The sequence below is a fragment of the Bacteroidales bacterium genome (assembly GCA_014860575.1).
GTDB lineage: Bacteria > Bacteroidota > Bacteroidia > Bacteroidales > JAAYJT01 > JAAYJT01.
Window position 1 is genome coordinate 1 of sequence record JACZJK010000044.1, and the last position, 13,648, is coordinate 13,648.

Annotated in this window: 12 protein-coding genes; 10 read left to right on the forward strand and 2 right to left on the reverse strand. The window is 42.3% G+C overall.

The annotated features are described in order from the left end of the window. The 6 genes from trkA to IH597_12415 all read left to right on the forward strand — a co-directional run. Nucleotides 1-1,001: Trk system potassium transporter TrkA (gene trkA, locus IH597_12390; GenBank protein MBE0663249.1), on the forward strand; the 1,001-nt coding region annotated here is incomplete at its 5' end. 28 nt (nucleotides 1,002-1,029) lie between these two features. Then, nucleotides 1,030-2,493, forward strand: coding sequence for a TrkH family potassium uptake protein (locus IH597_12395; protein MBE0663250.1), 1,464 nt, complete (start codon nucleotides 1,030-1,032; stop codon nucleotides 2,491-2,493). A gap of 157 nt (nucleotides 2,494-2,650) precedes the next feature. After that, the gene (locus IH597_12400) at nucleotides 2,651-3,973 is read left to right on the forward strand and encodes an MATE family efflux transporter (GenBank protein ID MBE0663251.1); all 1,323 of its coding nucleotides are present in this window, start codon (nucleotides 2,651-2,653) and stop codon (nucleotides 3,971-3,973) included. A gap of 111 nt (nucleotides 3,974-4,084) precedes the next feature. After that, nucleotides 4,085-5,761 (forward strand): O-antigen ligase family protein, encoded by a 1,677-nt coding sequence (locus IH597_12405; GenBank protein MBE0663252.1) that lies wholly within the window; start codon nucleotides 4,085-4,087, stop codon nucleotides 5,759-5,761. Further along, nucleotides 5,762-6,877 (forward strand): glycosyltransferase family 4 protein, encoded by a 1,116-nt coding sequence (locus IH597_12410; protein MBE0663253.1) that lies wholly within the window; start codon nucleotides 5,762-5,764, stop codon nucleotides 6,875-6,877. Between the two features lie 15 nt (nucleotides 6,878-6,892). Beyond that, nucleotides 6,893-7,888 (forward strand): diacylglycerol kinase family lipid kinase, encoded by a 996-nt coding sequence (locus IH597_12415; protein MBE0663254.1) that lies wholly within the window; start codon nucleotides 6,893-6,895, stop codon nucleotides 7,886-7,888. Here the strand turns inward: IH597_12415 and ispG are convergent. Continuing rightward, entirely contained in the window at nucleotides 7,845-9,608 is a 1,764-nt protein-coding gene (gene ispG, locus IH597_12420) for a (E)-4-hydroxy-3-methylbut-2-enyl-diphosphate synthase (GenBank protein ID MBE0663255.1), read from the reverse strand. The two genes, IH597_12415 and ispG, sit on opposite strands and share 44 nt — an antisense overlap. A 115-nt stretch (nucleotides 9,609-9,723) precedes the next feature. On the opposite strand from ispG, the gene IH597_12425 reads away from it, so the two are divergent. After that, a complete protein-coding gene (locus IH597_12425) occupies nucleotides 9,724-10,284 on the forward strand; it encodes a hypothetical protein (GenBank protein MBE0663256.1) in 561 nt (186 codons plus the stop codon). 60 nt (nucleotides 10,285-10,344) lie between these two features. Then, complete coding sequence (locus IH597_12430) at nucleotides 10,345-10,989, forward strand: class I SAM-dependent methyltransferase (GenBank protein ID MBE0663257.1); 645 nt, start codon at nucleotides 10,345-10,347, stop codon at nucleotides 10,987-10,989. 156 nt (nucleotides 10,990-11,145) lie between these two features. On the opposite strand, the gene purE is transcribed toward IH597_12430, so the two are convergent. After that, the gene (gene purE, locus IH597_12435) at nucleotides 11,146-11,652 is read right to left on the reverse strand and encodes a 5-(carboxyamino)imidazole ribonucleotide mutase (GenBank protein MBE0663258.1); all 507 of its coding nucleotides are present in this window, start codon (nucleotides 11,650-11,652) and stop codon (nucleotides 11,146-11,148) included. Nucleotides 11,653-11,905: 253 nt separating this feature from the next. On the opposite strand from purE, the gene hpt reads away from it, so the two are divergent. After that, on the forward strand, nucleotides 11,906-12,448 hold the full coding sequence (gene hpt / locus IH597_12440) for a hypoxanthine phosphoribosyltransferase (protein ID MBE0663259.1): 543 nt from the start codon (nucleotides 11,906-11,908) through the stop codon (nucleotides 12,446-12,448). A 26-nt stretch (nucleotides 12,449-12,474) separates the two neighbouring features. Continuing rightward, nucleotides 12,475-13,644: an adenylate kinase gene (locus IH597_12445; protein ID MBE0663260.1), complete on the forward strand. Its 1,170-nt coding sequence runs from the start codon at nucleotides 12,475-12,477 to the stop codon at nucleotides 13,642-13,644. Nucleotides 13,645-13,648: the final 4 nt, after the last annotated feature.

Here is a 13,648-nt window from a genome sequence, read left to right on the forward strand (position 1 = left end):
CACTTGGCATTGACGCTTTGGTTTGCCCTGAGAGTATAGCTGCAGATGAACTCGTAAGATTGCTGCAACAACCTTCAGCAACCGAGGTTTTCGATTTCTCTGAAGGGCGGTTGATGCTATTTCTCGTGAGGTTAGATGAAAAATCCCTGGTTCTGAACCAAACACTCAATGATATAGCTCACCTAAACCCAAAACTCGATTTCAGGGCAGTGGCAATCCACCGGAACGGTAAAACAATTGTGCCCAAAGGAGATGATCATTTTCAGCTAAACGACCTTATTTATGTTGTAACCAAGCCCAGTGGTATCGAGGAGTTATTCCGGTTGGGCGGTAAAGAAAAGCACAAAATCCACAATGTTATGATTATTGGCGGAGGGCGAATTGGTCGTGAAACAGCCCGAAAGCTTGAAGACGATTTCAATGTAAAACTGATAGAGATTGACAAGGATCGGTGCGTGCACCTTTCTGACCTGCTCCACAATACACTGATCATCAATGGTGATGCCCGGGATACCGAAATACTTGAAGACGAAGGCATCAGGAATATGGATGCTTTTATAGCAGTTACCGATGATACCGAAACAAACATGTTTTCCTGCCTGCTTGCCAAGCGCCTGGGCGTTAAACGTGTGATCCCACTTGTTGAAAACATTGACTATATTGATATTTCGCAGAGCATAGGTATTGAATCAATCATCAATAAAAAACTGATTACCGCCAGCCACATCGTACAATATACAATGGATGCTGAAGTCACAGCAATCAAATGCCTGAGCGGCATTGACGCCGAAGTGCTGGAGTTTGTGGTCAAACCCAAGGCAAAAATTACAAAAGGACCTATCAGTAAAATTAAAACACCGCCCGGATCGCTAATTGGAGGCATTATACGTGGCAAGGAAAGTTTTATTGCCACCGGAAGTTTTCAGGTTGAAGCTGGCGACAAGGTGGTTGTGTTTGCTGTACCTGATGCAATCTACAAAGTTTCTTCGCTTTTTAATTAAAAAGGTTCCTGCAAACCAGGAATAAGAAATGCCCGATACTTCAAAAATACATGCCAGGATAATTGTGAAGATCATGGGGGTATTCCTGATGATCATTGCATTCATGATGTTCTTGGGACTGATCTTCTCGTTTATTTACGACGAACCCGACAAGCAGGCGTTAAGTATTTCAGGTGCCATCACTTTTCTTTCCGGACTGTTTTTGTTTTTAATCAACAGGCGTGTTGATTACGAAGCAATAAACAAACGAGATGGCTTTATTATTGTCAGCTTCACCTGGGTAGTTATCTCTCTTTTCGGAACTCTCCCTTTCCTGCTCTCAGGCACTATTGACAACTTCACGGACGCATTTTTTGAAACCATGTCAGGCTTCACAACCACTGGGGCTACTGTTCTCACAGATATTGAGTCCGTTAATAAAGGAATTCTATACTGGCGCAGTGTGACCCAATGGATAGGTGGCATGGGCGTGATTGTTCTTGCGCTGGCCATTATGCCTGTACTTGGTATTGGCGGTATGCAGCTTTTTATTGCCGAGGTTCCGGGTCCCACCAAAGATAAATTGCACCCGCGCATTACCGAAACAGCTAAACGTTTGTGGGGAATTTATGTGTTACTCACACTGATACAGAGCATCCTTCTTTATGCAGGAGGATTGAATATTTTTGAATCTGTTTGCCATTCTTTTACCACAATGGCTACCGGTGGGTTCTCAACCCGAAACGCCAGCATTGCAGCTTTTTCGCCTTACATCCAGTATGTTACTACCGTCTTCATGTTTCTGGCAGGAACCAGTTTCGTTTTGCACTATTATAGCCTGCATCTACGTTTCCGGAAGGTCTGGGAAAGTGAAGAGTTTCGATCTTATTTTTGGATCACAATGCTGGCAACTGTTTTTATAGCAGTCTCTCTCGTTATAACTTCAGATGCAACACCCGGTGAATCCTTTAGGGTTGCAGTATTTCAAACTGTATCCATTATAACAACCACCGGCTTTATTACAGCCGATTATCTTGTCTGGCAGCCTTTTCTTTGGTTCCTAATATTTATGCTGATGTTTACAGGAGGATGCGCCGGATCGACCGGAGGCGGAATTAAAATTGTCAGGCAATTGCTACTCTTTAAGAACAGCCGCCTCGAAATGCGAAGGCTGATCCATCCAAAAGGCATCATACCTTTGAGATTAAATGGCAGGGCTATTCCTGAACCCATTATTTACAATGTGCTGGCCTTTTTTATTATTTATATACTGATCTTTGTTTTCGGCTCACTGTTCATGTCAATGTTAGGACTTGACTTTGAAACCTCAATTGGTTCGGTAGCTTCTTCGCTTGGGAATATTGGCCCCGGGCTCGGAAAAGTTGGGCCGGTGGATAATTACTCGTTTATTCCGGTCGCTGGAAAATGGGCACTTGCCTTATTGATGTTGCTAGGCAGATTAGAACTATTTACTGTCCTTGTACTTTTCTCTTCCTCATTCTGGAGAAGGTAATGAATGTATTAGAAAGTCTGCGATCAGTGATAAACAATTAAAAATTATTTCCTGACATGCTTACAGATGTAATGTTTGTCGTCCTGTATCAACTAAACAAAATACAATACCGGGTTTATTCCTTTACTCCCAACAAACACAAACGCATCTGGAAAACCTGCCTACATACAAGACCATCTGGAGAATAGCCTATCCGATTATTTTCAGCTTGTTGGCCCAAAACGTTATCAATGTGATTGATACGGCTTTCATGGGGCGCGTGGGTGAAGTTGAACTTGGCGCGGCTGCTATTGCCGGCATTTTCTACATCGTGCTGTATATGATCGGTTTTGGGTTCAGTACAGGAGCACAAATTTTGATGGCCCGGCGAAATGGTGAAGGCAGAATAAAGGAAATCGGGAGCATTATGGATCACAGTATTTATGTGATGCTAGCCATGGGAATTTTTCTTTTTGTGATCATCAGGTATTTTTCGCCTGCTATGCTAAGACCGTTTATTGCGTCGGATGAAATTTTCAACGCCTCGGTAATATACCTGCAATATCGTATATATGGAGTTTTTTTCGCCTTTTTTAATGTGCTTTCCAGGGCGTTCTTTGTTGGGATTACAAGAACACGACTGCTTATAGTCAGCGCTGTAATTATGGCCAGCGTAAATGTGGTTTTTGATTATATTCTCATTTTCGGACATCTCGGGTTGCCTGCTATGGGGATAGGAGGAGCCGCTATTGCATCTGTAATTGCTGAAGGGGCATCGGCGCTGTTTTTCCTGGTTTACATTCTCAATATGAGCGACCGACACAATTATAACTTGTTTCGGTTTCCAAAATTTAACCTGCAAATCATAAAGAAAACATTTGATGTGTCAGTGTTTATAATGCTTCAATACATTTTCTCGCTGAGTGCCTGGTTCATATTTTTCATGATTATTGAAAAAATGGGCGAGCGCTCATTGGCTATTTCCAATATTATACGGAGCATGTACATGGTACTGATGATACCGGTATGGGCATTTAGTGTAACCACTAGTACCCTTGTAAGCAATACAATAGGCAAAGGCCATACCCATCTGGTAATTCCGATTATTAAACGCATAACCGGGTTTACCTTTATCAGTGTAATCCTCACGCTGGTTCCTCTACTATTTATCCCTGGGCTTATAATCAGGGTTTATACACCTGATGCTTCACTGATTGCCGAAGGTGTTCCTTCGGTGTATGTGATTTTCGGAGCCGTTGTAATGTTCGCCCTGGCCCAAAATATGTTTAGCGGTGTTTCGGGTACCGGTAATACCCGCGATGCCCTGGTGATCGAAATTTTTACATTGGTTATATACCTGTTTGTAACCTGGTATATTGGCATTTATATGAAACAACCTATTGCCGTGGTATGGTTCTGCGAATATGTCTATTTTACAGCCCTGGGACTGTTTTCTTATTTTTATCTGAAATCAAGGCGCTGGGAGCTTAAGAGTATTTAACCGGCTATTCAGGTTTGTGTAGCTACATTCCCCGCTATATTCATAATTTTGTCAGGTATTAGTTATAATCGTTTAACTGAATTTTTCAATCTTGCTGAACCAGGAATAGTTATGTCGCGGGAAAAAATCATCAGCATTGCTTATCTTGCTTTTGTTGCCTTGCTTGCAGCAAGTATTCCGGTATCGAGGTATATGATTAGTGTTTTCCAGTTTTGTCTTGCTGGCATCTTCATCCTTGATGGGATAAAATATAGCTCAGTAGCATCTTTCAATAAAACCTATTCAACCTTAGGGATAATACTTCGCTTTATTCCTTTTCATGTCTGGATCATTTTCGATGGTATAGCCAGGCAGTTTAAACGACTAATCAATAATCGTCCTTTTCTCGTATTCCTTCTTTTTAGCCTTGTATATATTCTTGGACTTTTACATACAACGAATATCAACACTGCATTGAAAGTGCTCAGGAATAACCTGCCCATTTTTTTACTGCCACTGTTCTTTTCGGCAATCAAATCAATTCGAAAAGACCAAAAAAACATCATCCTTCTATTCTTTGTACTCAGCGTTACTATCAGCAGTTTCATAAGTTTCTCAATATTTTGGAGTGGAAACTACGATGACATACGGAGAATCTCACCGTTCATTAACCACATACACCTGTCAATCTTTATCAGCTTTTCGATTTTTATTGTTTTTCATTTTCTGAATTCCGGTGTCTTTAACAAATTATTAAAAGTTCCGGCAGCCATTGTATTGATTTGGCTCGTTGTTTTTCAATTTATGATCCTGAAGTCGTTAACCGGAGTGATTATTCTTTTTGCAGGCATATACTTTATTTTCGTCTTTCAAAAACTATTTGGCTTACAGATTAACAAGATACTAAGGTTTGCCGTGGTTTTCGTTATCCCCATAACGGCAATCCTTGTTTTATTCTTTTATGTATTGAGGTTTTATACTGTGGATGAGCTTGATCCCGAAAGCCTTGAGCTATACACGGCAAAGGGCAACCGCTACCACCACGACCTGGAACCCCGTATGCTTGAAAATGGACATTATGTTTTCATATATATTTCTGAAGTTGAGATGAGAGAAGAATGGAACAAAGTAAGCGATTATGACTACGATTCGCTTGATCAAAAAGGCCAGCTCCTTAATTACACCCTCATGCGATATCTCGCTTCAAAAGGATTGCGCAAAGATGCCGAAGGAATACAGCATCTCAGCAGCGATGACATCAGGATGGTTGAGCAAGGTTTTGCGAACCATATTTTTTCCAGGAAACTTAGCCTATATCCGCGTATTTATCAGGTTTTATGGGAATTTGACATGTACTTTAAAACGGGAAATCCTACCGGTCACTCAGCCACACAACGGCTGGAATCTCTGCGGATGGGATTGCGCATCATATTAAAACATCCTGTTTTTGGAGTAGGTACCGGCGATCTCTTTTCCTCCTATCACCATGAATATGATGAATCAGGTTCGCAAGTGCCACGAGATAAAAGAATTACCGGCGCCAATCAATTCCTGAACTTTATCGTTTATTTCGGGTTCGCAGGACTGATTCTAATACTATTCTCCTGGTTGTACCCTGCCATTAGAAACAAGTCCTTCAGGAACCCAATTTTTGTAATGTTCCTTTTCATCGCTTGCGTGGCCATGTTCAGCGAAGAGATATTGAGGTTCCAAACCGGAGTAAGCTTCTTCGCATACTTTTATAGTTTTTTTGTTCTTCTTGATGATGCACCAGGAAACAAGTCACTTAAAACCGATGATACAGTATAGATGGAAACAATGAGGATCATACATGTATCAACTGCAACATCATGGCGGGGTGGCGAACAGCAACTGGCATACCTGATTGGTGCTTTGCAAGAAAAAAAAATTGAGCAGGAAGTTTTGTGCGCGGCAGATTCTTCATTCGCAATTTACTGCGATGAAAAAAGCATAAAAAATACCACATTCAAAAAGACCGGTTCAATTAATCTAAGAGCCGCAGGCATCCTGGCCCAACTTTCTTCATCAGCACACAACCCGATAGTGCATTGTCACGACAGCCATGCTCACAATATTGCTTATTTTGCGGCTTTGCTTTTCAGAAACCCAGCGCCGGTAGTAATCCATCGAAGGGTGGATTTTCCTGTCAAAACCAATATTTTTTCTCGGGCCAAGTACAACCACAATTCGGTTAAGAACTTCATTTGTGTTTCAGCGGCAATTAAAAGGATTTTGATTCCAGCCTTGAATGATCCCGGAAAAGCAACAGTAATTCATAGCGGTATTGATCTGAATAAATTCAAAAATTTAAAGGACTACGGTTCATTAAAAAAGGAATTCGGATTATCAGACGAAACTGTTCTGATTGGTAATGTTGCAGCCCTTGCACCACATAAAGATTACAAAACCTTTGTGCGAACCGCAGAAATACTTTTGAAAAACAATCCTGACCTCCGTTTTGTTATTGTTGGCGATGGCCCTGAAAGAAAAACAATTGAAGCGGAAATAAAAACTAGGCAATTAGGCGAACGGATTCTTCTTACCGGGTTCAGAAATAACATACCTGAATTGTTAAAAGAATTAGATGTACTTTTGCTGACTTCAAAAACAGAGGGACTGGGAACTACCCTGTTGGATGCCTTCGCAGGCGGCTTGCCTGTGGTTGCAACAAGGGCAGGTGGGATCCCGGAAATTGTTGAACACAAGGTTACAGGCTTGCTGGCCGAAACAGGTGATGCCCCATCGCTTGCTGGGATGGTAGAAATGTTGCTTGCTGATGAAAATCTCAGGCAAAACCTTGTTAAAAATGCAATTGAAAGGGTGATAGATTTCGATTATAGAAATACAGCGCTTAAGATCCTGGATGTTTACAACCAGATTAAGTTGCAACAAAATCAGGACTAACAGAAAATTCCATGCATGGCAGATGAGAGCCAACATACTGAATGGTTTGTGATTGTGAATCCAAACGCCGGAAGGCGTAAGGGCGAGAAAGACTGGCCTGAAATCACAAGACTTCTCACAGCCGCCAATATACAATTCAAAAGTATATTCACCCAGCACCGTATCCATGCCATCCGTGAAGCCCGCAAGTTTGTTGAAATGGGCTATCGAAATATCATAGTTGTTGGTGGTGATGGCACAATGAATGAGACGGTTAATGGAATTTTTACCCAGGCAAAACGCCCAACAGACAGTGTAACCGTTGGTATGATCCCGGTAGGAACCGGAAACGACTGGTGCCGCATGTTTGGAATCCCTGATGATTATCAGGGCGCTATTGATGTTATTAAAAAGGGAATGACTTTTTTACAGGACGTTGCCTGGGTTAAATTTATGCAGGGCGGCTTGGAAAAGAACCGCTATTTTGCAAATATGGCCGGCATGGGTTACGATGCGATGGTAGCCGAAAAAACCAACAAACAAAAAGATGCCGGTAAAGCCGGGCCTTTCTCATACTTCGTCAATATTTTCTCCAGCCTGTTTTCTTTTCAGGAAGCCCAGACCGAAGTGTTTGTTGACGGCCAGGAAGTTTTGAAAGCGCCGGTGTTTACTATGAATGTAGGTGTTTGCAAATACAATGGCGGCGGCATGATGCAACTTCCAAAAGCTATTCCCGACGACGGCAATCTTGATATGACTGTGATTACACAATTAAGTCGTTTCAGGGTTATGCGCAGCGTTCGTAAACTCTATGATGGGTCATTTATTCAATTGCCACAGGTGAAGACGTTTCGCGGTAAATCCATCATTATTGATTCCAAGCCTGAAGTTTACATGGAAGCCGATGGAGAATCGCTTGGCCACAGCCCGTTTAAATTTGGCATTGTGCCAAAAAGCCTCAGGGTTATAGTTGGTAAGGAAATGGAGGTTACGGAGAAACCCACTGACCATGGTCCGCGATTACCGATATAAGCGCATCAATAGCATTATCTTCCGCAATGTTCTTCATTAGAGGCGTTTTGCCTTTATAAATACTTACTTTGCCGCTCCCCTGTCCAACATAACCATAATCGGCATCGGCCATTTCGCCCGGCCCGTTTACGATGCAGCCCATTACTGCAATTTTTAAGCCTTTCAGGTGCGATGTTGCCGCTTTTACCTTTTCAAACGCTTCTTCAAGTTTGTATTGTGTGCGACCACAACCTGGGCAGGCTATGTATTCCGTTTGTGTGATCCGGGCGCGGGTTGCCTGCAATAATCCAAAAGCTACATCATTTACTTTTTCGGGATCAATCTTTTTGTTTCTCAGAAAAATACCATCGCACAAACCATCGTTTAACAATGGCGACAAACGGAGGGCAGCATCAATTGCAAAACCTGACAGCTCAGTGTTTGCATCTTCAAAAGCCAGGATTATCGGTACTTTTGGTTCGATCCTATCCAGTTCATTAATGATTGAACGAATCTTAATGATAGACTCTGGCGAAGTCAATTTCAGAACCAATACACAATCATTTTCTGATAGCTGTTTTGAGAAATGCGGGAATACATGATCCTGCAGCGGATCAGCAATTAAATATCGTATGGCGCCTAAACCAGCATCAGGTTCACTTTCTGCGAACCAGTTTCCATGATTCCCTTCTGCATGTCCAAGTTCATCAATAGTATGAATTGCGTCTAGTTCGCGAAGTACAACCGGAGCGTTTCCATTTCCAATATTACCAACAAGCGATGATATGCGGCGTTCATAAGCAAAATCCGATGTAAATCTCAGCTCTGTTGCTTGCTTCAAATCCTTACCAGTTCTTTTTGGTTTCGGGAAAAACGAAACAATCTGCCTTGCTACAGGAATTTCATTTTCAGGAGTCTCAGTTAATGAAACCCTGATTGTATCACCGATTCCATCGGCCAGCAATGTGCCGATACCAGCCGCTGACTTCATTCTGCCTTCGAGATCATTGCCAGCTTCGGTCACGCCCAAATGAACGGGAAACATCATATTTTCGGTGATCATTTTATGAACCAGCAGACGGGTGGCTTCAACCATTACGCGCACATTGCTCGATTTCATTGACAATACCAGGTGTTGGAATCCGGCATCATGGCAAATTCGCACAAATTCCATAGCAGATTCAGCCATTCCTAACGGCGTATCGCCATAACGATCCATGATACGACCCGAAAGCGAACCATGATTGGTTCCGATGCGGATGGCGGTACCGTTTTCTTTGCAAACCTTAAGCAGAGGAAGAAGTTGTTGGGCGATCTTTTCAATTTCTTCCTTATATCCGGCATTTGTATAAGCCGTGTTCAAAGTCCGCTTCTCAGCATAATTTCCCGGGTTGATACGCACTTTCTCAACAATACGCGCAGCCTTCAAAGCAACTGCAGGATTAAAATGCACATCGGCTATCAACGGAATCATGAAGCCTGCCTTTCGCAACTCTTTTTTAATGACAGCGAGATTTTCAGCTTCTTTAAGGTTTTGCGCAGTAACTCTCACAAGTTCGCAACCTGCTTCAATCATACGAATGCACTGCTTCACTGTTGCGTCAGTGTCAAGAGTTGGCGTATTGGTCATGGATTGGATGCGAACCGGAAAACTGCCACCAAGAGGAATGTTGCCGATCTGAACTATGCCGGGCTTCCACAAAGAAAACATAGAAGAAATATTCACCAGATTTTCTGTCATTTACATCTGCTTTTCAGGAAAGGCAAATTTAGGCAAACACCAACAGTTTGCTTATTTTTGTTGATAATAATTCAACGCCTGTTTGAGTTATATAAAGACCATTAAACCTGCCGAAATGAGAAACCAAATTGCCGCTTTGCTATGGATTGGAGTGTTATTGACAGCCTGCCAGTCAAAACAGAAAGATTCCTGGGCTGTCACACAACGCATTCAATACGATGTCACCATAAAAAGTCCTGACGCAGACTTCGATTGGTGGGTTCAGAATATTGAAGGTATGAACCGTGAGGCATTTATAACTGAACTACTAAATGCAGCATACCAGGGAAATGTAAAAGCCTACGATGTTTTCCTGCTCAATGAAATGACGGCTGATCAGGTAAAGAATATTGGCCGCCGGAGCGATACACTTCGCCTGCAACGGCCAGTACCCCCTCATAATTTCCGTGATACCATCATTAATAAAGAACTAAGCATTCATGAAATAACGCGCATTCGCTTTCTGGAAGAATGGAATCTGAATAAAGAAAATATGCAGATCAACAAAGAGGTAATGGGCATTGCCCCCTTGCTTGAAAGTTATGACGAAAACGGTAATCTCAGGGGCTATCAACCTATGTTCTGGATTTTCTTTGATAATAAATACCCGGAAGCGCTAAGGGGAAGCGTTTTATAGAAAAAAACCGTAGCCGGAAACAGGATTCATGGCTACGTATTCATTTCAATCACAAAAACAATGGAAAGTCAGTCGGATCAGGCAACACATGATTATGTCATTGCACACTCTTCGTATGAACCTGAAGTGTTGCAGCAACTCTATCGTGAAACATGGACAAAAATCTATGCGCCACAAATGATAGCCGGACACATGCAGGGAAGTTTGCTGAGGATGATCAGCCAGATGATAAATCCAGAAAACATTCTTGAGATCGGAACATTTACAGGATATTCAGCCATTTGTCTGGCTGTGGGACTGCAGATAGACGGAAAACTTCACACCATAGAACTGAACCGTGAGCTTGAAGAAATAGCTGCCAGGTATATTGAAATGGCTGGTTTATTAGGGAAAATTGTGAGGCATTACGGCGATGCAAGTGAAATTATTCCGACACTGGACATGCAATTCGATCTGGTGTACATTGATGCCGCCAAAGAGCTATATGTGGAATTTTACGAAATGGCTTTGACAAAAATTCGCATAGGTGGTTTCATACTTGCCGACAATGCCCTGTGGTACGGCAAGGTAGCCGATCCGTCTGTAATAAATGACAAGGATACCGAGGCAATCAGGAAATTCAACTTTCATGTGCAAAGCGATCCCCGCACCGAAAATCTGATTTTACCCGTAAGAGATGGTATCATGCTTATCAGAAAAAAATAGACCGCCCCCTTCACCATATCTCATCGTCTCCCCTTTCCCAGGTCTCCATTTCACCTTGTCTCATTTTCTAATTTTCTCATCTTCTCCTCTTCTCCCCTTCTCATTTTCTCATCTTCTAATTTTCTCATCTTCCCATCTTCTCCATTCTTTCTTCAATCACAACACCCTAAACCTAAACTCATACTTCGCCAAATCTTCGTTGGCTTTCACAACTTTCACCTTCAAGTCTTCTTTGAACCTGACAACTTTCTTCATCAGCGCTTCATCACCAGTGGCAAGGATTTGGGTCGCAAGGATGGCTGCATTGCGGGCCCCATTCACAGCAACGGTAGCAACAGGAATTCCGGGTGGCATCTGCACAATTGCCAATAATGAATCCAGGCCGTCAAAACTGCTTTTAATCGGAACACCAATTACCGGGAGTGGGGTCATAGCGGCTATTACACCAGGCAAATGGGCTGCCATGCCTGCTGCGGCAATGATTACACGAATGCCTTTATCGTAGGCGCCTTTGGCAAAAGCTTCAACTTTTTCGGGAGTGCGGTGGGCCGAAAGTGCGTTTACCTCGAAAGGTATTTCCATTTCATCGAAGAACTTTGCTGCATCTTCTATTACCTGCCAGTCGGAGGTGCTGCCCATAATTATGCTTACAATTGGTTTCATACTTATGCTTATTTTGTGTGCAAATATAGCCCGAACTCTTCAAACTTAAATCCCCTATTTATTATAAAATCCTTTATTGCCGGATGGCTATTAGCCTGCGCTTTATGGTGCTTTGCCGAATTATGGCAATCATAGATATTTCAACATGTTTAGATTTTGTAAACAAAAAAAACGTAGGTTTGCATAAATGAGATTTTTACAAACTCCGGCAATTATTGAATTGGCCGGAAATTATTTTTTCAGCAACAAATTTATGGATACAATCACCCTTAAAGACAGAGACTTCTCCCTTTTCATTAAGGCCAGCGATATTGACAAAGCTGTCACAAACATGGCGCAACAAATGAATGAGGATCTGAATGGGAAGCACCCTATTTTTCTTGTGATCCTTAGCGGAGCATTCGTTTTTGCCGCCGACTTGCTCAGGAAAATAAAAACAGATTGTGATGTTACCTTTGTTAGGCTTTCATCCTATTCCGGAACCCAATCCACTGAAAAGATCAGGGAACTACTGGGTTTGAATGAAGTTTTGAAAGACCGCACAGTAGTAATTGTTGAAGATATTATTGACACCGGTCACACCATGGACGATATGATACATAAAATCCGGCATCTTGAAGCAGCCGAAGTAAAGATTGCAACCTTTCTGCTAAAGCCGGCAGCGCTCAGAAAGGATCTGAAAATTCATTATATAGGTATGGAAATTCCAAACGACTTCATTGTTGGTTATGGCCTTGACTACGATGGATACGGAAGAAATTTACCCGATATTTACAAAGTTGTTCCTGAAGAATAAATTACCACCCACGAAAAACAACGCTTATGTTAAACATCGCATTATTTGGCCCACCGGGAGCAGGAAAAGGAACCCAATCAAAGCTATTGGTTGAAAAGTACAATCTCACCTATATCTCAACAGGCGACATTTTGCGCCAGGAAATCTCAGAGCATACTGCGCTGGGTATGCAGGCTAAATCAATCATTGAAAAAGGTGGTTTGGTTTCTGACGAAATCATCGTGCAGATCATCGAAAACAAGATCAGTAAAAATTCGCATGCCAATGGCATTTTGTTCGATGGTTTTCCGCGAACCGTGGTGCAGGCATATATCCTTGAAGGCTTGCTGCTCAAATTGGGAACCTCACTTACATGTATGCTTAGCCTTGAAGTTCCCCGCGACCAATTGATGAAGAGAATGCTCGAACGCGCAAAAATAGAAGGCCGTAGTGATGACACTCAGGAGGTTATTGAGAACCGGTTTAGGGAATACGACAATAAAACAATTCCTGTGGCGGAATTCTACAAAGAAAAAGAAAAATATATCCCAATCAATGGTGTAGGCAAAGTTGAGGAAGTTTTTGAAAGGCTTACCCAATCTATTGATGTTACCCTGCAAAAAGTTTGGTTTAACCTGGTTATTTCAGGACCTCCGGGCGCCGGGAAAGGAACACAAGCCAAATACCTTGCTGATAAATATAATCTGTATTATATCTCAACCGGATCAATGCTGCGCAAGGAGATTGATGCCAACACTGAGTTTGGTAAGAGGGCAAGGCCTTTCCTCGAAAAAGGGGAGATTGTTCCTGATGACATAGCCATTCCGTTGATTGAGCGCGAAATAAAGGCGCATCAGGATGTAAACGGGTTTATTTTTAAAGGTTTCCCGCGAACCATTGTGCAAGCCTATATCCTCGACGGGTTGTTGCGTAGACTCAACTCCACCGTATCCTATGCAATTGAGATTCAGGTTCCAACTCTTGAATTGATTAAAAGACTCTCGGCCCGATCCAAAACTGAAACGGCGCGTTCGTACGATAAATCAACCGAGCTGATTGTAAACCGCCTCGAAGAACACGAAACCAAAACAGTTCCGGTTTCAGAATACTATAAGAAACAGGGTAAACACGCTATTATTGACGGCAGAGGTGAAGAAGAAGAAGTGTTTGAAAGACTGGCATCATCCGTAGAATATGCCTACCGTAATATCCGTTAATTAA